The organism is Paraburkholderia fynbosensis (assembly GCF_902859935.1).
GTDB lineage: Bacteria > Pseudomonadota > Gammaproteobacteria > Burkholderiales > Burkholderiaceae > Paraburkholderia > Paraburkholderia fynbosensis.
The window spans coordinates 192,316-210,487 of record NZ_CADIKI010000015.1; the positions used below are offsets into that span (position 1 = coordinate 192,316).

The window sequence follows — 18,172 nt, forward strand, 5'->3', positions numbered from 1 at the left end:
AACGCAGCAAGACAATGAGGACAGCATGGCAGCAGTGCAACTGAGCGGCATCTTCAAACGCTACGGCGACACGCAAGTGGTGCACGGCATCGATCTCGACATCGACGACGGCGAGTTCGTCGTACTGGTCGGGCCGTCGGGCTGCGGCAAGAGCACGCTGATGCGGATGGTGGCCGGACTCGAAGAGATCAGCGGCGGCGATCTGATGATCGGCGGCACGCGGGCGAATTCGCTCGCGCCGCAGCAGCGCAATATTTCGATGGTGTTCCAGAGTTACGCACTCTATCCGCATCTGTCCGTCTACGAGAACATTGCGTTCGGTCCGCGTATTCGTAAGGAATCCTCGGCGAGTTTCAAGCCGCGCATCGAAGCCGCCGCGAAGATGCTGAACCTCAGCGGCTATCTGGACCGCTTGCCGCGCGCGCTGTCGGGCGGTCAGCGGCAACGCGTGGCGATGGGGCGCGCGGTGGTGCGTGAGCCGTCGCTGTTTCTATTCGACGAACCGCTGTCAAATCTCGACGCCAAGCTGCGCGTGCAGATGCGCACGGAGATCAAGGCGCTGCATCAGCGGCTGAAGAATACGGTGATCTACGTCACGCACGATCAGATCGAAGCGATGACGATGGCCGACCGCATCGTCGTGATGAACGCGGGGCGCATCGAGCAGATCGGGCGTCCGCTGGAGCTGTACGATCATCCGGCGAACCTGTTCGTCGCGAGCTTCCTTGGCTCGCCGTCGATGAATTTTGCCGAGGGCGTGATCGTGAATCGCGCACAAGGGCAGGGCCTTGCATTGAAACTCGCGGACGGCGCCGAGATCGTGCTGGAGAGCGTGCCCGCCACGGCCACGGCCGGCGCGAAGGTCACGCTCGGCGTGCGGCCGGAACATATCGAAACCGTCACGCAGACGCCGGACGCCGTGCTCGAAGTCGAAGTGGTCGAGCCGACCGGTGCGGAGACGCACTTGTACGGGAAAATAGGCGGCAATACGTGGTGCGTGACGACGCGCCAGCGCTCGAAAGTCGAGCCTGGCCAGCGCGTAACGCTGCGCTTGCCGGCCGAGCATATTCATCTGTTCGATACGGAGAGTGGACGCAGGCTGGTCTGAACCGCGTGTTGCCGCTTGAACTCCATTCAAGCTGATCGAAGCTGCGAGCGACGCGGATTCATTTAACCCTCGAGGAACACCGGGTGTCCGCACCGAACTTGATTCCCCACATCCGCAGCGCACTTGCCAGTTTGCGGCCCGCCGAACGCAAGGTCGCCGACATGGTGTTGAGCGACGTCGACTTCGCGATGCGCGCGAGCATCACCGAACTGGCGCAGCGCGCGGAGGTGTCCGAGCCTTCCGTCACGCGCTTTTGCCGCGCGATCGGCGCGCATGGGCTGCGCGACTTCAAGATGCAACTGGCGCAGAGCGTCGCGGGCGGAATGCCGTACGCATCGACGGCGGTGGCGCGCGACGACGACGTGCAAACCTTGATGGGCAAGGTCGGCGAGGCGGCGATCGACGGCATAACGCATGCGTGCGGCGCGCTGGACCCGGCGGTGGTCGAAAGTGCGATTGCGGCGTTGTCGAGCGCAGGGCGGGTGTTTTTCTTCGGCGTGGGTTCCGGCTCGGGGCTCGTCGCGCAAGATGCGGCGTTGCGGTTCTTGCGAATCGATATTGCGTCCACGGCGTTTACCGACGGTCATTTGCAGCGGCTGTACGCGGGCCTGATGGAACCGGGCGACGTAGCCTTTGCGATTTCGCATTCGGGCCGCAGCGTCGAAGTGAACGAGAGCATTCAGATTGCCAAGGAGCGCGGCGCGACCACGATTGCATTGACCAATGTCGGTTCCCGGCTCGCATGGCTCGTCGATATTGCGCTGCTGCTGCGCGTGCCGAGTCCGGTCGATCCGAATACGCCGGGCGTGTCGCGGCTCGTGCATCTGTGCATCATGGATGCACTAGCGATTGGCGTCGCGCTGAAGGCCGGGCCGAAGACACTCGAGAAGATGCGGCATGCGAAGGCGAGGCTGGCATCGCATGGGCCCCAGGACGCGGGCGATTGAGTGCTGTTGTGTGGTTTGTTCGGAAGCCGGTGGCCTTGCGCCGGCCCATTCTTCTTCAACTCCCGTCGGTTGCGGGCATCCAGCCAAACCTGCGCGACAGCCTCGACACCGCCGCACGCAACGTCTGCGCAGGGTCGCCCGCCAGTTCGCTATCGAAACTCCCGCTCGGCCCCATTAACGCCAGCACGAGGCAGATGCTGCCGGTATGGTCGAACACCGGCGCAGCCAGGGTGCTGATGCCGGGCACGGGGCGGCTCAATGCCGTATCGATGCCGTTCGCCCGGATCCGCGCGAGCCGTTGCGCGTAGGGTGGGCTCGCCGGCGCGAATTCCGGCTTGTCCGCAACGGGGGCTCCGGTCCCCGCCCCCGCCAGCCGCAAGTGATCCTGGGCGAGCAGACCCGCGCGAACATCATCCGCGACATAGGCCGCGAACACGCGGCCGATCGCGGTGTTCACCAACGACAGCACCGTGCCGACCCGCAGGCTCACATGCAACGGTCGCGCCGATTCCTCCAGCCGCACGACGGTCGGCCCGAGCGGCCCGAGCACCGCCATCGCCACGCTCATTGCCGTCGATGCCGCCAGTTCGACCACTTCGGGCTCTGCTTCACGCGTCGGCGACAGTCTTTGCAAGCCGATCAAACCTAGTTCCAGCGCGAGCGGCCCGGCTTCGAAACAGCCGGCCGCATTGCGATTGAGCAGGCCGATTTTCAGCAGACTCACCAGGTGCGGGAATGCCTTCGCCGGCGGCATGCCGGCTGCCGCCGCCAGATCGCGCAAGCTCAAGGGGCGCGCCGCGGTGACCAGTGCGGTCAGCAATTCGCCCGTGCTATCGAGCGACTGGATGCCGCGCTGCGGCTTCGCATCGGTGCCTGAAGGGGGAGATCGGTCGGGAGAGTCGGTCACGATGCGGAAGAAACTGTCAGAGAAGGTGCGGCCGCCAGCTCGGCGCCGATGTCGTGGGCTGCGGCAAGCAGTGCGCGAGCGGTCGGGCCGTCGGCGGTGACATCGATCACGCCGGTCGAGCCGATCACCGTCAGCGCGAGCAGCAAACGGCCGTCGCCGTCCAGGACCGGCGCACTCAGGCTGCTGATGCCAGGGCTCGGCGCATCCACGCTCGCCTCCAATCCGCGCTGGCGAATCCCGTTCAACGCTGCCGCGAAAGCGGCGCTTTCGTCGGGTGGTGTCATCGCGTCATCCGCCGCGCCTGATTGATTCGCCCACATCCCGGCCAGCTTGTCGCGCGGCAAAAACGCGCAAAATACGCGCCCCGTCGACGTGGCCGGCAGTGACATCACGGTGCCCACATGCAGATTGACGTGCAGCGGAAAGCCCGCATGCTCATAGCGGACGATGGTCGGCCCCTGTGGCCCGGCAATGCAGATTGCGACGCTGAATCCGATCGTTTCCGCCAGCGCCGCGGCGCGCGGCACGGCGGCGCGAAACGCCGGCTGGTTGTCGAGGTGCAGCAAGCCTAGCCGCAGCGACAGCGGTCCGGGTTCATAACGGCCCGACAGTTCATCGCGCTTGATGAGACCCAGGCGACTCAGGCTCACCAGATAGGCATGCGCCTGTCCCGGTGCGATTTGCGCGGCGCCGGCGAGATCGGAGAGCGCCAGTGGCGTGCGTGCCTGGGCAAGCGCGAGCAACACCCGGCCGCCCACCTCGACGCTCTGAATGCCACGCTGCGTTTTACCGCCGTGCGCTGGCTCGTCGCCGCGCGCGCCTTTGCCTGTGGCCGGGTCTGCTGCTTTGCTCACTCCTGCGCTCGTCCGTAAAAAGCGTCCATCTTAATCGAATGGCCGTTCCTGCCAGCTTTCATCTTAGGCGTCTTGCGATTTGCGTATAGCGATACATTTCGCTATTGACAAAAAATCGCGGCGAGCCATAAGATGCATTCACCCCCGATACACCGACGCAGTCATAGAGCCAAAAACGGGGCGAGACAATCTTCCAATACCGTCAGCGCGCGCTTTCCGTGCGCAGCCGGCCGTCGTCTCGCCTCACATCCAACTTTTGAGGGAGACGAGCATGGCAAAGGCATTCGCATCGCAGGCCGACCTGGAAGTCAAGCAGGTCACGTGGACCAAGCTGTCCGACAACGCCTACGCGTACACCGCGGAGGGCGACCCGAACTCGGGCGTGATCATCGGCGACGACGGCGTGCTGATCGTCGACACCACCGCGACCCCCGCCATGGCGCAAGACCTCATCGCCAAGATTCGCAGCGTGACCGACAAGCCGATCAAATACGTCGTGCTGTCGCACTACCACGCGGTGCGCGTGCTCGGCGCGTCGGCGTATTTCGCGGAGGGCGCGCAGCAGGTGATCGCGAGCCGCGGCACATACGAGATGATCGTCGAGCGCGGCGAGGCCGATATGAAGTCGGAGATCGAACGCTTCCCGCGTCTGTTCGCCGGCGTCGAAACGGTGCCGGGCCTGACCTGGCCGACGCTCGTGTTCGAAAAGGAAATCACGCTGTTCCTCGGCAAGCTCGAAGTGCGCATCGCGCACCTCGGCGCGGGTCACACGAAGGGCGACACCGTGGTGTGGCTGCCGTCGCAGAAGGTGCTGTTTTCCGGCGACCTCGTCGAGTACGACGCAGCCTGCTATTGCGGCGACGCACAGCTCGAACAATGGCCGGCGACGCTCGAAGCATTGCGCGCGCTGAAGGCCGACAAGCTGGTGCCGGGACGCGGCCCCGCGCTGACCACGCCTGAGGATGTCGACAAGGGTCTTGATTACACGAAGGACTTCGTCACCACGCTCTTGCAACAGGGCCGGGAAGCTGTCGCGCAGAAACTGGATCTGAAGGCCGCGATGGCCCTCACGCGTCAGGCCATGGATCCGAAGTTCGGCCACGTCTTCATCTACGAGCATTGCCTGCCGTTCGATGTATCGCGTGCTTTCGACGAAGCGAGCGGCATCACGCATCCGCGCATCTGGACCGCGCAGCGCGACAAGGAGATGTGGGACGCGCTGCAAGCCTGACGGCAACGCAGAGATGGACGGAGACATGACATGAGCATCAACTATCAGACGCTGTCGTTCGAGTATCAGCCGTGCCGCGAACAGCGCGAACCATCTGCTGCGCAGCAGGCGCTCCATCCTGTCATCGTGGTTGGCGCCGGGCCGGTGGGCCTTGCTACCGCGATCGATGTCGCGCAGCAGGGCGTGCCGGTCGTGCTGGTCGACGACGATTGTTCGTTGTCCACGGGATCGCGGGCGATCTGCTTTTCAAAGCGCTCGCTCGATATCTTCGACCGCCTGGGATGCGGCCAGCGGATGGTCGACAAGGGCATTAGCTGGAACGTCGGCAAGGTATTCCTGAAAGACGAGCTGGTGTACACGTTCAACCTGCAACCAGAAGCGGGGCACCACCGGCCCGCGTTCATCAATCTTCAGCAGTACTACGTCGAAGGCTTTCTGCTCGAACGCGCGCAGGAAATGCCGAACCTCGAGATTCGCTGGAAGAGCAAGGTGGTCGGCGTCGAGCAGAACGGCACGGCCGGCACGGGCGAGGCCGGCGTGACGCTGACGGTCGAAACGCCCACCGGACAGTATCCGCTGTACGGCCGTTACGTGGTCGCCGCCGACGGCTCGCGCAGTCCGATGCGCAAGCTGATGGGACTCGACAGCAAGGGCGTGACGTTCAAGGACCGCTTCCTGATCGCCGACGTGAAGATGGAAGCGGACTTTCCGACCGAGCGCTGGTTCTGGTTCGATCCGCCGTTTCATCCGAATCAATCCGTGTTGCTGCATCGTCAGCCGGACAACGTGTGGCGGATCGATTTCCAGTTGGGATGGGACGCCGATCCCGTGCTGGAAAAAACGCCGGAGCGCGTCATTCCGCGAGTGCGCGCACTGCTCGGGCAGGACGCGAAGTTCGAGCTGGAATGGGTCAGCGTCTATACGTTCTCGTGTTCGCGGATGGAGCGCTTCCGTCACGGTAACGTATTGTTTGCCGGCGACTCCGCGCATGGCGTGTCGCCGTTCGGCGCGCGTGGCGCGAATAGTGGCGTGCAGGATGCGGAAAACCTCGCGTGGAAGCTGGCGATGGTGCTCGCAGGCCAAGCGTCCGATGGATTGCTCGACACGTATGCAAGCGAACGCGAATTCGCCGCCGATGAAAACATCCGCAACTCGACCCGCTCCACCGATTTCATTACGCCGAAGAGCCCGGTAAGCCGCGTGTTTCGCGATGCCGTGCTGAAGCTGTCGCGGCATCATCCTTTCGCGCGTCAGTTGGCCAATAGCGGGCGTCTCTCGGTGCCGGCGGTGTTGCGCGATTCCCCGTTGAATACAGCGGACCGTGACAGCTTCGACGGCGCGATGGTGCCGGGCGCGTCGTGCGTCGATGCGCCGGTGCAGGCGGGCGGACAGCCGGCCTGGCTGCTGCAGCACCTCGGACAGCAATTCACCGGCGCGCTGTTTTGCGGCGAGCAGGGCATCGATCCAGCGACGCTGGCCGCGTTGGATGCGCTGCGTGCGGGGCCGATACCGTTGAAGCTCGTCATCGTGACGCGCAGCGATGCGCAAGTCGCGGCGTGGCCGGGCATGGATGTGGTCCACGACACCGAGGGCCTCGCTAGCGCGCGCTACGACGCGATGCACGGCACGTTCTATCTGGTCCGGCCGGACCAGCATGTGTGCGCGCGTTGGCGGCAAGTCGACGTGGACGCCGTGGGACATGCGTTAAGGCGAGCGCTGTGTATCGAAGGCACGGCCTGAACGCATCAGCGAAGAAAAGCAGGAGACAGACATGGCACTGAATACGCAACCGAACCTCGCTCGCCCCGATGATTTCTACGAGGCGCTGATCGACATGCATCGCGATCTGGATGACGCGCAGAGCCAGTCGGCCAATGCGCAATTGATCCTGCTGCTCGCCAATCATATCGGCGATCACGCGACGCTGATCGAAGCGATGCAACATGCGCGTGAAGGCGCGGCGGATGTTTCTGTGCGAGGCGCGCAGGCGCATTCGCTGGCGGCTTGAATCTACGCGATGAAAGCAGCACGCCTGGCAGCCGAGCCGCGCCTATTCTTCAGCGAATCCGCCCAGGCCGTCCGCGCCTTGAAGCTGTACTCGATCGAATCAGCACCACTGCGGCACGACGGTCCGTTCGGCATTTCATTCTGTGGCGCCTCGATTTTGCTTTCGATGTCCGGCAGGCCGCCAACACGTTTGCATCCCTAATCAGCGGCAAGCGCTCGCCATGCGCTAATGCGTCAATTGCCCAATGCCAAACCCTTCGGCCACCCGAACGTGCGTACTAGCATGAGCGGCTGCGCGAGCGCGACCGCCGCGCGAATCTTGCCGCTCATCGGTAGATCGAGCACATGCCAACGGCCGTGTTCCGCGAGATCGAATGCGCAACTCGCGATATCGCTCGATAGCAGATCGCCGTCGATATCGACGGGCGCATAACGCAGCGCATTGCAAAGGCTGCCATAGCGAGCGCGGCGGCGCGATTTGTCCGGCGTCTCGTCGGACGCGGCGCCGGGCGATGGCACGACGACGCTCAGGCCGAGCGTCGCGGACGCCATCCCGATCACGATCCAGATGCCGACATACGCGATATCGATGGTGACGCCGCGACCATCGCAAGGATGGCGCGCTTGCAGTTTCTCGTTGCCGTCGTCTTGCAGGTCGACCGCATGCGGCTCGCAGTCGAACAGATGGCCGACGATCCAGCGCACTACCACGCGCGCGCCGATAAAGCGCTTGCGCAGTGCGGCGCTCGGATGCAGCCGCGCGCGCTCGCGCTCTGTCGTCGACAGCCAGCTATCGCCTTCCTGTACCGGTACGGGCAACCATTCGCAACGAAAGCGCCATAGATGCAGTTCGCCCGCACGCGGCGCGGCGACATTGCGCGGATAGTGGCGCGTCAGCGGATGCGACAGGAAGGTGGGGGCGGCTGCATCGACGATGGCGTGCTCGACGCGAGCAGGCTGCTGAACGTGTTCGGCGAACGCGCGTGCCGCTGCGGATTGAACCGTGCCTTCAAACGCGCATGCGTCGCCGCTCCCACGCACCGGCGCGGACGAAGTCGCCGGTTCACCCAGATCCAGTTCCAATGACATGGGCGTGCGTCCTCAATGCATATACGTGACGCGGCGTGCTTGCACGTCGAGTTCGACACCGGCGTCGAGCAGATCGATGGCGAACCAGCGAATCAGCTTCAACACGCCGCTCACCGCGGGCGCGGGCAGCCATTCAGCCAGCATGCGCAACGCCGCGCCGCTATGCGTTTTCTGCAGCAAGGCGATGGTTTGCAGAATCACCGCTTCGTCCTTGCCGAGATCGCTCGCGCAACGGCAACGCATGTCGAGCGGCCGGTACGACACGTGCATCAGCGAACGCATCAGCAGATCGAAATGTTCGATGCCGTCCTGACGCAAGCCGGCGCCGCGCAGAATGTCGCGCCAGTGCACGCCGCCGCGCGCGCTCTCGCACGCCGGCCGCAGCCAGGTGCGCACGGCGCTCAGCACGGTGCGCTCGGGCGCATCGGTGGTGTCGGGCTGATGATCGTCGATCAATTCGGGACGGCTGCTGTATTGAGAGCGAAAGTTCATCGATGCTCCTGAATGGACACAGTCCAAAGAGTCGCGCCGGCCAGATGGAACGGTGCCGCGTCGCAGGCCAGCGCATGTCGCGTGCGACGGATCGGCGATGACGCATGCGTGCGTCATATCGGATGCGTGGGGCGCACGGCCGGCATCGGCGCGATGCCGGTGCGGTCGAGGCGTTTTTCAGTCAGGCCGGCTGCGGCGGCCGCCATTCACGCACATGGTCGCTGCGTGACGCTCGCGCGGAAGCTTGTCCCGGCGATTTCGGCGTGCCGACGAACAGAAAGCCCAGCAGGCGCTCGTTCGACGCGAAGCCCAGCGCGTCGTGCAGACGCGCTTCGTAGCTGTCCGGCCCTGTGGCCCAGAAACCGCCATAGCCGAGCGCGTGAATGGCGTTCAGCATGTTCATCGCCGCCGCGCCCGCCGACAGCAGCTGCTCGATCTCGGGCACTTTCGGATGCGGCTTCAGCGCCGCGCCGAGCGCGATCACCAGCGGCGCCGCGAACGCCTTCTGCCGACGATGCGCGTGCGCGGAGCGCGGCTCGCCAGGCGCGCGGGCGCACGCGAGGTCGACCAGCAGATCACCGAGAGGACCGCGCGCGTCGCCGCGAATCGTCACGAATCGCCATGGCCGCAGATTGCCGTGATCGGGCGCGCGCAAGGCGGCATCGACGATCAGGTCGAGCTCGGCGTCGCGCGGGCCGGGTTCGGCGAGCGGCCAATGGGATCGGCGCGAGAGCAATACGTCGAGCGCTGCGGACGCATCGGACGAGGTCGTGATGGCGGGCGCCGCTGTCGTTGAGCGGGTGGTTTCAGTTTCGGCGCGGCTGAGGTCGAGCATCGTCATGATTTCTTGTTCGGCGAATGGCATGGGGTGAATCATGAGCCAAATCGTTCGTGAATGCAAATCATTCTCATTTAGATGGGCATGGTTACTTTTTGACCTTTGGCCTGGCGGCGGGGCGCCGCGTCGCACTTCGCCCGGATGTTCGTCAGCCGAGGTCGCGAGATGCCGGCCGTCTTGGCCTGAGCGCGCATCCGTGATCAATAAAGCAACTAACGGTCAGTCGCGCGAGCCACTCCCGGATATGATGACGACGTGCCGCATGAAGCCTCACCGCCAAACCGTCTCGCAGGATGTCTGCCCACTCACGTCAGCCAATGCCGCCCAGTTCACTCGACACCGCCTCGCACCCCGCTTCCACCGACGCGGCGCAACGCCTGCCCACCTTGATGCTTGCCGCTGCGCTGTCGCTAGGAAGCGCGATTGCGTTGGGGCTCGCGCGCTTCGCATACGCGCTGCTGTTGCCGTCGATGAAACTCGATCTCGGTTGGAGCTTCGCGCAAGCCGGCGCAATGAACACCGCCAATGCGCTCGGTTATCTGCTCGGCGCGCTGGCGTTCCCGCGACTCGCACGCCGCTGGTCCGCCGGTGCGCTGTTCGGCGGCGGCTGTGCCGCCACTGCGCTGCTGATGGCCGGCAGCGGACTGCTCGCCGACACGAATTCCCTGCTCGTCTTGCGCGTCATCACGGGTGCGAGCAGCGCGGCGATCTTCATTAGCGGCGGCGTGCTGGCCGCGCGGCTGGCGTCGGCGAGGCCGCACGACGCAGGGCTCGTGCTCGGCCTGTACTACGGCGGCACGGGATGGGGCATCGTGGCATCGTCGGTGCTGGTGCCGTTGACCATCTTCAACGTCGCGCACGGCTGGCAATTCGCGTGGTTCGCGCTGGCGGCGGCGTGCGCGGCATTCTCGGCGGTGGCGATCGGCGCAGCGCGCAAAATCGAGAGCGTGCATGCGAGCGGAGCCTCGGCCGCACGCGCGGGCGCCGCCGCCGACGCGCCGCGTTGGCCGCGTTTCAGCGCGGCGCTGACGGGCTACGGATTGTTCGGCGTCGGTTATATCGGCTACATGACTTTCATCGTTGCGCTGCTGCGCAACGCGGGCATGAGCGCGGCGGTTGTGACGGGTTTCTATCTGCTGCTCGGCGTGGCGACGGTGGTGTCGGCTCGCGTGTGGTCCGGGCTGCTCGACCGGATGCGCGGGGGCCAGGCGCTCGCGGTGCTCAACGCCTTGCTCGCGGTGGCGACGCTGCTGCCCGCGCTGTTCGCGCAGCCGTGGGTGGCGTTCGTGTCGGGCGTGCTGTTTGGCGCGACGTTTCTGTCGGCGGTGGCTTCGACGACGGCCTTCGTGCGCCACAATCTGCCCGCGAGTCACTGGGCCAAGGGGATCAGCGCATTCACGATCGTGTTCGCGTTTGGGCAGATCGTCGGGCCCATGGTGATCGGGTGGGTATCGGATGGAGCGGGGCTGGCGCGCGGGCTGGTTTATTCCGCGTTGCTGCTCGGGCTCGGTGCGGTGTTGGCCGCTTGTCAGAAGCCGTTGCGCGGCGCTAATTGACGGCGCGCGACTTACGTTGCCGCCTGTCACTTCAGCGAAAGCAGTCCGAGGTTCTCGTTCTCTTCGAATTGAAGGCGTCTCGCCATCGATCACCACTTGTTCGAGCACCGTGTGCACGACCATCTGCACCGAACCTTCATAGCGCATGCATTCCGTCACCGCCTGCGGGATCAAGGCCGGATTTATCCGGCAGACGGCAGATGATCTCGACTGGCAGCGGCAATGCAGATTCACTGACCAGGTCGAATTCGGTCTTTGCCCCGATGCGTTCGACCCGTTCGCGCGCCGTCGGCTCGACGATCTCCCGCAACTTGCCGATCCGCCTTCCATTGAAGGCCGTCATCAGCAGCGCTCTCAGGCGCGTATGCAAAGGCGGATTCATCATCAGGAAGGTGCGGCTCAACGCCTGAAAGACAGGCTGCTGAGCCGTGTCGTCGCCATAACGTGCGCGCACACTTTGCAGATAGGTCTTGCCCATGCGCCGGTCACGGAGCAATGCTTCGATGATCTCGAAGCGGCGGCGCGCTCTTTTGTATCGCAATGTATCTGCGCCCTGCATGGGTACATAACGTTGCACCGCCGGTATTCGCCGACACACGCCAGATACGTCAGCGAAGTCTAATACTTCCAAGCCAGATGACCTGGCTAGCAGACCAGAACGCAGACACGTGTTTGCGCAAATCAAATTCTCTTTGAGGTGGACATCATGAAACTGATCCAATCGCTCGTCGTTGCCGCTGTCCTCGCCGTGCCGGCTTTGTCGTTCGCGCAATCGAACCAGCCGCTGACTCGCGCCGACGTGCGCGCACAACTGGTCGAGTTGCAAAGCGTCGGCTACAACCCCGCCAGTGATGAAACGCAATATCCGAAGAATATCGAAGCAGCCGAGGCGCGCCTGAATGCACAGAAGAGCCTGTCGGCGTCGTCGTATGGTCCTTCGACTGCCGGTACGTCGGCCGCGGGGTCACGTGGTACGCCAGCGGACGTTATCGGCCTCGGTCCGATTTACGCAAAGCCCTAAGCAGTGAGCCGGTTGATTGCCTCAATCGAGGCGCCAGTCGGCCCTGTCCATGCGCATCGCGGTACTGACCGCCGTGCGCCATGCCGGGCTTCGCGATGCGAGCCCGCTCCCCCTTCGCGCGAACTCAGTCAAGCTCGCCTGACCCAGAATAAGGAGAATGATCATGTCGGACCAGATTAATACGCGGCGTCGCCGTTTGCTAGGTACCACGGTTGCGGGTTTCAGTTTGCTGGAGTTCGGACTGAGCGGACTCGCGCATGCGCAGTCCGCCGAAACCACGGGCGGCGCGAAGACGGCCACGCGCGTTGCATCGTTCGAGAATCTTCGGCAGATCAACGCCGGAACGCTGAGCATCGGCTATGCGGAGGCAGGCCCGCAGAACGGCCCGGTCGTCATTCTGCTGCACGGCTGGCCGTACGACATCTACGCCTTCGCCGACGTCACGCCGCTGCTGGTCGCCGCGGGCTACCGCGTGATCGTGCCGTATCTGCGCGGCTATGGCTCGACGCGCTTCCTGTCCGCGGACACGCCGCGCAATGGTCAGCAGGCGGTGGTCGCGGTCGACATCATCGCGCTGATGGATGCGCTGAAAATCGACAAGGCGGTGCTAGGCGGTTTCGACTGGGGCGCGCGCACGGTGAACATCATGGCGGCGCTGTGGCCGCAGCGCTGCAAGGCGATGGTGTCGGTGAGCGGCTATCTGATCGGCAGCCAGGAGGCCAACCGTGCACCGCTGCCGCCGAAGGCGGAGCTGACGTGGTGGTATCAGTTCTATTTCGCCACCGAGCGCGGCCAGGCCGGTTACGACGCAAACCGTCACGACTTCAACAAGCTGATCTGGCATACGGCGTCGCCGAAATGGAATTTCGACGATGCGACGTTCGAGCGTTCGGCGGAATCGTTCAACAATCCGGACCACGTAGCGGTGGTGATTCACAACTACCGCTGGCGCCTGGGGCTGGTCAAGGGCGAGCCGCAATACGACGACCTGGAAAGGCGTCTGGCGCTGGCGCCGCCCATTTCGGTGCCGACCATCACGCTCGAAGGCGACGCGAACGGTGCGGCGCATCCGGCCCCGGCGGCTTACGCGAAGAAGTTCACGGGCAAGTACCAGCACCGGAACATCACGGGCGGCATCGGGCACAACCTGCCGCAGGAGGCGCCCAAGGCCTTCGCCGACGCGATCATCGACGTCGTGCGTCTCTAGACCTCGAGGAATCTGGATGCGAACGATCCGGACAGCATGCGCGGTAGCGCAAATGGCACTCCTGCTTTATGCACTACCCAGCGAGGTCATGGCGCAGGATGCTCACGCGCGCGCTCGCCAATTTATGGCGTGACGATTCCCGAAGGCTATCGGAAGTGGGAAATGATCGCGCCAGCCGAAGAAGCCGCGCCACTCGACGAACTTCGCGTTGTCCTCGGCAATCCTGCGGCCGTGAAGGCGATCGAGAACTCGACGGTGCCGTTTCCGGACGGGGCTATTCTGGTCAAGCTCGCTTATAAGCGGAAACAGTCCCCCGACTTCGAAACGGCGACTATCCCGGACCAGGCGACGACGGTGCAGGTGATGGTGAAGGACTCGCGCCGATACGCGTCGACGGGCGGCTGGGGTTATGGCCGCTTCATTAACGGACAGCCCGCCGATCTGGCGCAGCATCAAACGTGTTTTGCGTGTCACGAAGCACGCGTGAAAAGCCGCGACTACGTTTTCACGCATTTCGCGGCGTGATGTTGCGTTTGATTGCAGGGGCGCACACGGCTACATGAGGTTGGCGGGAACTGAGCGTGATGATCGATACCTTCGATCATCACGCTTCTGTTCGTGCCGGCTATGACGCGATCTCACACGCCGGACGTCCACGGAATGAGCGCCGCCTGGCCGCAATAAACGCCTGCGTCATCGTGCAATTGCCAGACCACCACGTTATCGATCCAGAAGCGCTTGCCCGACTTCGTCACACGCATGCCGCGATACGCGCAGACAAAACCGTCGCGTTCCACCTGCTCCAGGAAGGCCCGGCGTTCGTCGCGATCGGGCGCTTGCGCCGACAAGCGGGAAGGTAACCCGGTCAGTTCGTCCCAATCGTATTCGAACAGTTTTTGCGCCGTCATGTTGCCGTACACGAACACCGGGTCTGCCATGGTGTTGTGGGCGAGCAGGCCGAACGGCGCGCTCTCGTAAAGCCAGCGTGGCGCGTCTTCGATCGACACGTGCTCGGGGACAAGCGGCTTGCCGAGCAGACGCGAGTAGCTGTTCGACAGTAGATTGAAAAAGCCGGGATCGGTGCGCAGGCTCGTTTCCGTGCGTCGCTGTGCGGCGTCCATCTGCGATTTCTCCTGAAACGGTGGGAACACGAAGTGTGGCTCAAGCGGGCGGCGATGTCACGATGGCGCAAGCGTGGAGCAGGATCGTTGCCGGCGCGTTTCTTGATCTAGTCTTTGAACAGGGCGCCGATGGCCCCGCGAGCCCGCGAGAGCCGGCTCATGATCGTACGGCTTTGGCTAAGTCTGCTCCAGTCATCGACGTTGTTCCTTGTTTGATGTCGTCTACCTGGCTTTGCCGCGCGACAAAGATCGGTATGTATGACGTCGGTCGAATTCGGTCGGGAAGATAAAGCTATCCGTCATTCGCATCAGCACGCACTCGCTAAGCTTGGCGGCGACGATCACAGCCCAGCGAAAAAAGCCGGCGCACCCTATCGGAATGCGCCGGCCTGCTTGCGAAGATCAAGCGCTATCGCGCCGGGCGCGTGACCATGCAGTCGGCGTCAGGCAATAGCGCGAGGCAGCGCAGCTTAGACAACGGTAATGACGACGTCGATATTGCCGCGCGTCGCTTTCGAATACGGACACGTTTGATGAGCCCTGTTCGCCAGTTCCTGCGCGACTTCGCGGTCGAGACCCGGGAGGCTGACGTTCAGGCGAGCCTGCAGGAGGTAAGCATCGCCGTTCATGCCCAGATCGACTTCTGCGTCGACGGCGGTATCGGCGGGTAGCGCCACTTTCAACTGTTTCGCGGCGAGTCCCATTGCGCCGATGAAGCACGCCGACCAGCCCGCGGCCAGCATCTGCTCCGGATTCGTGCCAGCGGCGGAACTGCCCGGAGGCGACAGCTTGACGTCCAACCGGCCATCGTTGCTGCGCGACGCGCCGTCGCGGCCGCCGGTGGTGTGGGTGTTGGCGGTGTAAAGCACTTTTTCTATGCGGGTCATGATCGATATCCTTGCGTGATGGGTTTAGTGATGCGAGTAGGTGGAAAGCGATGCGTTCAGTGCGACGCGTGCTCCCGATTCGGAAGCCGTATCGCGCACGCCGCCGTAAGACTGCGTCGCGGTCTCGGCGTTGACGTTGGCGATGGCCTGCGCCTGCGCGGTGCGAACCGTCTGCGCCTTCACCGCAGCAGCGGCGCGATACGCTCGCGTAGCGATCAGCTTCCCTGATAGAACTTGTTGAGCGCGGCAAGCTGACCGTCGTGCTGCGCGCGCACCAGTTCCTGACGAACTTCCTGGCGGGTCTTGCCCGTCGCGTTGGCCTGGCCGGGTGTCCACTGCTGTGTTTGCTGGGCGTCGTTGCTGACTGCGTTGGCGTCGGCCGAAGGGACTGCGTACGCGGTAGCCGTCGTGGCGAATGCGGCGAAGGCCAAAGCGATCATCGATACTTTCATGTCGTTCTCCTGAAGCTGGATTGGTGAAGAGAATCCGTCGGTTGATCTGGGGAAGCGCCGCACTCGGGTTGAGGTCTGCGGCAAGATCTTCATCAGCGTCCGTCGTTGATGTATTAGAACTGGCGGAGGTATCTGGCTTGTGTCGGGAGATCGGACTATTGCAATGCTATGTATCAACCCGATCGACATATACATTGCGATACAAAACTATGACGGGCGTCCCGTAGTCACTTGAGGGATCGCATGCGTGTACACGTAAGGTCGCATCCTTCGTCATACAGAACAAAGGCCGCGGCAATGTCTTCGCATTGCCGCGGCCGGTGCAGGTGATCCACCAGAAAGTACCCCATCAATCCTTCTGCGCGAGCAGCGCCTGAATCGCCGCTTCCGTCTTCGCATAATCGCCTTCACCGAAGTGCGTGTACACGACCTGCCCCTTCTTGTTGAGCAGATAAAACGCGGGCCAGTACTGGTTGTTGTAAGCGCTCCACGTCGCGTACTGATTGTCCTGCGCGACCGGATAGGTGATACCGAAGCGCTTGATCGCGGTCTTGACGTTATCGGTGTTGCGCTCGAACGGGTATTCGGGCGTGTGTACGCCAACTACCGTCAGTCCTTGATCCTTGTATTTCTGGTTCCAGCTTTTCACGTACGGCAGCGTGTTGATGCAGTTGATACAGGTGTAAGTCCAGAAATCGACGAGCACCACCTTGCCCTTCAATTGCTGAAGCGTGAGCGGCTCGCTGTTGAGCCATTGGTTGATGCCGGTGAATTCCGGTGCGGGCGGCCCGCTCTGCAACGGCGCGGCGAGGGCGGCGGTGCCGGTGGCGGCCGTAGCGGCGAAAGTCGCGGCGATAGCGAGTGTCTTGAGTTGAGAGAGCATGTCAGAGTCCTTTGAGAGAAGGGAAAATCGCAGCGATGCGGGCGTAGACCAGAACGTCGTATTGCAGATAGATGGCGAGAGCGGTCAGCATCACTAGTACGCCGAATATCTGTTGCAGCAGTTGGGCATGGCGCGCCACCACGCGCACGCGTTGCGTCACGTAATGGCCGCCGTAAATGATCGCGAGCATCGGAATGGCGGCGCCGATCGCATACGAGGTGAGCAGCAGCGCCGACCATCCGAGGTCCTGCGCCTTGACCACCAGCACGAGGATCGATGCCAGCACGGGCCCCGCGCATGGGGTCCAGACCGCGCCCAGCGACATGCCGAGCAGGAAGCCGCCGGCGTTGCCGCTGCCGGGCTGCCCGCCCGGCGCCATCACCGCGCCGATGCGCGCGAGCGGCGCCTCCAATTGCGCGACGAGCCAGTCGTAAGGGCGCGGCCACAGGCGCAGCAGACCCGACAGCGCGAGCAACGCGATGCCGGTATTGCGCAGTGCTTGCTGGGCGACATGCACGGTGCTGGACACCGCCCCCAGCAGCATCGCGAAGGACGCGAAGGTCAGAATGAAGCCGGCGATAATGAAGAGCGGACGCACGCGGCTCGGCCGTTCGACCGAGGTGCCGAGCAGAATCGGCATCACCGGCAGAATGCAGGGCGACGCGATGGTCAGCAGCCCGGCCAGCAAGGCGAGCGGTGTTTCGAAGGGGCTGTGCATGGTGGACACTCCGTGAGCTGGTATGGCCATATTGGAACGTCCGCACGTATCTGGCTTATGTCGGCAATACCGCGCGCCTGCAATGTTTTGTGTCTGGCGAAGCTCGGGATACACTGCGACACAATTCGCCGTACGAGGCAGGCTATAAAGCGGGCATCGCCAGAAATATGGTGCAGCCGGTGCGTGATTCGCTTCCTCGTAGGAGCCGGGTGCAGTTGAAAACGCTAGCAACCATCCTGTACGAGACCCGAGTAATGGAAACGACCGACCACGTATTGATCGTCGACGACGACCGCGGCATCCGCGAACTGCTCGCCGGCTACCTGGAGAAAAACGGCATGCGCGTGTCGCTCGCGGCCAACGGACGCCAGATGCGCGCCGCGCTGGAACAGGGCGCACCCGATCTGATCGTGCTCGACCTGATGCTGCCGGGCGAGGACGGTCTCGTGCTGTGCCGTGAACTGCGCGCCGGCAAATTCCGCGCCGTGCCCGTGCTGATGCTCACGGCGCGCAACGAAGAAGCGGACCGGATCCTCGGTCTGGAAATGGGCGCCGACGACTACCTGCCCAAGCCGTTTGCCGCGCGTGAACTGCTCGCGCGGATTCGCTCGGTGCTGCGCCGCGCGCGGATGCTGCCGCCTGGCATGGAGGTGACTGAATCGGCGCAAATGCTGTGCTTCGGCGACTGGCGGCTCGATACCACCGCGCGCCATCTGCTCGATGCGGAAGGCACGATGGTCGCGTTGAGCGGCGCCGAATATCGCTTGCTGCGCGTGTTCCTCGATCATCCGCAGCGGGTGCTGACGCGCGATCAACTGCTCAATCTGACTCAGGGCCGCCAGGCCGATCAGTTC

At 63.7% G+C, this 18,172-nt stretch carries 22 protein-coding genes; 10 read left to right on the plus strand and 12 right to left on the minus strand.

Annotated features, from left to right (window positions below; all coding sequences use genetic code 11):
- Positions 1 to 25 precede the first annotated feature (25 nt).
- Positions 26 to 1,108 (plus strand): ABC transporter ATP-binding protein, encoded by a 1,083-nt coding sequence (locus HV770_RS24240; protein WP_175163724.1) that lies wholly within the window; start codon positions 26 to 28, stop codon positions 1,106 to 1,108.
- 83 nt (positions 1,109 to 1,191) lie between these two features.
- Entirely contained in the window at positions 1,192 to 2,055 is an 864-nt protein-coding gene (locus tag HV770_RS24245) for a MurR/RpiR family transcriptional regulator (RefSeq protein ID WP_175163726.1), read from the plus strand.
- A gap of 55 nt (positions 2,056 to 2,110) precedes the next feature.
- On the opposite strand, the gene HV770_RS24250 is transcribed toward HV770_RS24245, so the two are convergent.
- Positions 2,111 to 2,962, minus strand: coding sequence for an IclR family transcriptional regulator (locus HV770_RS24250; RefSeq protein WP_175163729.1), 852 nt, complete (start codon positions 2,960 to 2,962; stop codon positions 2,111 to 2,113).
- The gene (locus tag HV770_RS24255) at positions 2,959 to 3,816 is read right to left on the minus strand and encodes an IclR family transcriptional regulator (protein ID WP_175163731.1); all 858 of its coding nucleotides are present in this window, start codon (positions 3,814 to 3,816) and stop codon (positions 2,959 to 2,961) included. The genes HV770_RS24250 and HV770_RS24255 overlap by 4 nt, the downstream gene beginning before the upstream one ends.
- Before the next feature lie 271 nt (positions 3,817 to 4,087).
- On the opposite strand from HV770_RS24255, the gene HV770_RS24260 reads away from it, so the two are divergent.
- From HV770_RS24260 to HV770_RS24270, 3 genes are read left to right on the plus strand one after another with little or no spacing between them, the layout of a single operon-like run.
- Positions 4,088 to 5,047, plus strand: a complete 960-nt coding sequence (locus tag HV770_RS24260) for an MBL fold metallo-hydrolase (RefSeq protein ID WP_121323690.1) — start codon at positions 4,088 to 4,090, stop codon at positions 5,045 to 5,047.
- 30 nt (positions 5,048 to 5,077) lie between these two features.
- Entirely contained in the window at positions 5,078 to 6,787 is a 1,710-nt protein-coding gene (locus HV770_RS24265; protein WP_175163733.1) for an FAD-dependent oxidoreductase, read from the plus strand.
- Between the two features lie 31 nt (positions 6,788 to 6,818).
- On the plus strand, positions 6,819 to 7,055 hold the full coding sequence (locus HV770_RS24270) for a DUF2783 domain-containing protein (protein WP_121323688.1): 237 nt from the start codon (positions 6,819 to 6,821) through the stop codon (positions 7,053 to 7,055).
- A gap of 233 nt (positions 7,056 to 7,288) precedes the next feature.
- Here HV770_RS24270 and HV770_RS24275 read toward each other — a convergent pair whose 3' ends face one another.
- From HV770_RS24275 to HV770_RS24285, 3 genes are all read right to left on the minus strand, one after another.
- The gene (locus HV770_RS24275) at positions 7,289 to 8,143 is read right to left on the minus strand and encodes a 4'-phosphopantetheinyl transferase family protein (protein WP_175163735.1); all 855 of its coding nucleotides are present in this window, start codon (positions 8,141 to 8,143) and stop codon (positions 7,289 to 7,291) included.
- 12 nt (positions 8,144 to 8,155) lie between these two features.
- Positions 8,156 to 8,635 carry a hypothetical protein gene (locus HV770_RS24280; protein WP_175163737.1) on the minus strand — a complete coding sequence of 160 codons (480 nt, stop codon included), beginning with the start codon at positions 8,633 to 8,635 and terminating at the stop codon, positions 8,156 to 8,158.
- A 181-nt stretch (positions 8,636 to 8,816) separates the two neighbouring features.
- Complete coding sequence (locus HV770_RS24285) at positions 8,817 to 9,470, minus strand: nitroreductase family protein (RefSeq protein ID WP_425497472.1); 654 nt, start codon at positions 9,468 to 9,470, stop codon at positions 8,817 to 8,819.
- Between the two features lie 320 nt (positions 9,471 to 9,790).
- On the opposite strand from HV770_RS24285, the gene HV770_RS24290 reads away from it, so the two are divergent.
- Positions 9,791 to 11,029 (plus strand): YbfB/YjiJ family MFS transporter, encoded by a 1,239-nt coding sequence (locus HV770_RS24290; protein WP_175163739.1) that lies wholly within the window; start codon positions 9,791 to 9,793, stop codon positions 11,027 to 11,029.
- Positions 11,030 to 11,165: 136 nt separating this feature from the next.
- On the opposite strand, the gene HV770_RS24295 is transcribed toward HV770_RS24290, so the two are convergent.
- Positions 11,166 to 11,588: a cytochrome P450 family protein gene (locus tag HV770_RS24295; protein ID WP_246291132.1), complete on the minus strand. Its 423-nt coding sequence runs from the start codon at positions 11,586 to 11,588 to the stop codon at positions 11,166 to 11,168.
- Between the two features lie 147 nt (positions 11,589 to 11,735).
- Here HV770_RS24295 and HV770_RS24300 point away from each other — a divergent pair, with 147 nt between their 5' ends.
- The 3 genes from HV770_RS24300 to HV770_RS24310 all read left to right on the plus strand — a co-directional run bounded on the left by HV770_RS24300 (position 11,736) and on the right by HV770_RS24310 (position 13,782).
- Positions 11,736 to 12,050 (plus strand): DUF4148 domain-containing protein, encoded by a 315-nt coding sequence (locus tag HV770_RS24300; RefSeq protein ID WP_175163741.1) that lies wholly within the window; start codon positions 11,736 to 11,738, stop codon positions 12,048 to 12,050.
- 163 nt (positions 12,051 to 12,213) lie between these two features.
- The gene (locus HV770_RS24305) at positions 12,214 to 13,257 is read left to right on the plus strand and encodes an alpha/beta fold hydrolase (protein ID WP_175163743.1); all 1,044 of its coding nucleotides are present in this window, start codon (positions 12,214 to 12,216) and stop codon (positions 13,255 to 13,257) included.
- Between the two features lie 36 nt (positions 13,258 to 13,293).
- Positions 13,294 to 13,782: a cytochrome P460 family protein gene (locus tag HV770_RS24310; protein ID WP_175163745.1), complete on the plus strand. Its 489-nt coding sequence runs from the start codon at positions 13,294 to 13,296 to the stop codon at positions 13,780 to 13,782.
- A 113-nt stretch (positions 13,783 to 13,895) separates the two neighbouring features.
- Here the strand turns inward: HV770_RS24310 and HV770_RS24315 are convergent, their stop codons facing one another.
- The 6 genes from HV770_RS24315 to HV770_RS24340 all read right to left on the minus strand — a co-directional run bounded on the left by HV770_RS24315 (position 13,896) and on the right by HV770_RS24340 (position 17,318).
- Positions 13,896 to 14,378, minus strand: coding sequence for an MEKHLA domain-containing protein (locus tag HV770_RS24315; RefSeq protein WP_175163747.1), 483 nt, complete (start codon positions 14,376 to 14,378; stop codon positions 13,896 to 13,898).
- Between the two features lie 470 nt (positions 14,379 to 14,848).
- Complete coding sequence (locus tag HV770_RS24320; protein WP_121323684.1) at positions 14,849 to 15,265, minus strand: organic hydroperoxide resistance protein; 417 nt, start codon at positions 15,263 to 15,265, stop codon at positions 14,849 to 14,851.
- Between the two features lie 24 nt (positions 15,266 to 15,289).
- A complete protein-coding gene (locus HV770_RS24325; protein WP_175163749.1) occupies positions 15,290 to 15,448 on the minus strand; it encodes a hypothetical protein in 159 nt (52 codons plus the stop codon).
- Positions 15,449 to 15,480: 32 nt separating this feature from the next.
- Positions 15,481 to 15,717, minus strand: a complete 237-nt coding sequence (locus HV770_RS24330) for a DUF4148 domain-containing protein (RefSeq protein WP_175163751.1) — start codon at positions 15,715 to 15,717, stop codon at positions 15,481 to 15,483.
- Positions 15,718 to 16,066: 349 nt separating this feature from the next.
- The gene (locus HV770_RS24335) at positions 16,067 to 16,600 is read right to left on the minus strand and encodes a thioredoxin family protein (protein WP_121323681.1); all 534 of its coding nucleotides are present in this window, start codon (positions 16,598 to 16,600) and stop codon (positions 16,067 to 16,069) included.
- A gap of 1 nt (position 16,601) precedes the next feature.
- Positions 16,602 to 17,318, minus strand: a complete 717-nt coding sequence (locus HV770_RS24340; RefSeq protein ID WP_175163753.1) for a cytochrome c biogenesis CcdA family protein — start codon at positions 17,316 to 17,318, stop codon at positions 16,602 to 16,604.
- A 254-nt stretch (positions 17,319 to 17,572) separates the two neighbouring features.
- Here HV770_RS24340 and HV770_RS24345 point away from each other — a divergent pair.
- Positions 17,573 to 18,172: response regulator (locus tag HV770_RS24345; protein WP_175163755.1), on the plus strand; the 600-nt coding region annotated here is incomplete at its 3' end.

Bases quoted from the DNA above. Each gene is read 5' to 3' on its own strand.
- HV770_RS24300 (WP_175163741.1), top strand. From the start codon at position 11,736: ATGAAACTGATCCAATCGCTCGTCGTTGCCGCTGTCCTCGCCGTGCCG.
- HV770_RS24315 (WP_175163747.1), bottom strand. From the start codon at position 14,378: ATGGACGCCGCACAGCGACGCACGGAAACGAGCCTGCGCACCGATCCC.
- HV770_RS24285 (WP_425497472.1), bottom strand. From the start codon at position 9,470: ATGCTCGACCTCAGCCGCGCCGAAACTGAAACCACCCGCTCAACGACA.
- HV770_RS24310 (WP_175163745.1), top strand. From the start codon at position 13,294: ATGCGCGGTAGCGCAAATGGCACTCCTGCTTTATGCACTACCCAGCGA.
- HV770_RS24240 (WP_175163724.1), top strand. From the start codon at position 26: ATGGCAGCAGTGCAACTGAGCGGCATCTTCAAACGCTACGGCGACACG.
- HV770_RS24330 (WP_175163751.1), bottom strand. From the start codon at position 15,717: ATGAAAGTATCGATGATCGCTTTGGCCTTCGCCGCATTCGCCACGACG.
- HV770_RS24320 (WP_121323684.1), bottom strand. From the start codon at position 15,265: ATGACCCGCATAGAAAAAGTGCTTTACACCGCCAACACCCACACCACC.
- HV770_RS24275 (WP_175163735.1), bottom strand. From the start codon at position 8,143: ATGTCATTGGAACTGGATCTGGGTGAACCGGCGACTTCGTCCGCGCCG.
- HV770_RS24260 (WP_121323690.1), top strand. From the start codon at position 4,088: ATGGCAAAGGCATTCGCATCGCAGGCCGACCTGGAAGTCAAGCAGGTC.
- HV770_RS24340 (WP_175163753.1), bottom strand. From the start codon at position 17,318: ATGCACAGCCCCTTCGAAACACCGCTCGCCTTGCTGGCCGGGCTGCTG.
- HV770_RS24265 (WP_175163733.1), top strand. From the start codon at position 5,078: ATGAGCATCAACTATCAGACGCTGTCGTTCGAGTATCAGCCGTGCCGC.
- HV770_RS24335 (WP_121323681.1), bottom strand. From the start codon at position 16,600: ATGCTCTCTCAACTCAAGACACTCGCTATCGCCGCGACTTTCGCCGCT.
- HV770_RS24305 (WP_175163743.1), top strand. From the start codon at position 12,214: ATGTCGGACCAGATTAATACGCGGCGTCGCCGTTTGCTAGGTACCACG.
- HV770_RS24270 (WP_121323688.1), top strand. From the start codon at position 6,819: ATGGCACTGAATACGCAACCGAACCTCGCTCGCCCCGATGATTTCTAC.
- HV770_RS24295 (WP_246291132.1), bottom strand. From the start codon at position 11,588: ATGCAGGGCGCAGATACATTGCGATACAAAAGAGCGCGCCGCCGCTTC.
- HV770_RS24290 (WP_175163739.1), top strand. From the start codon at position 9,791: ATGCCGCCCAGTTCACTCGACACCGCCTCGCACCCCGCTTCCACCGAC.
- HV770_RS24280 (WP_175163737.1), bottom strand. From the start codon at position 8,635: ATGAACTTTCGCTCTCAATACAGCAGCCGTCCCGAATTGATCGACGAT.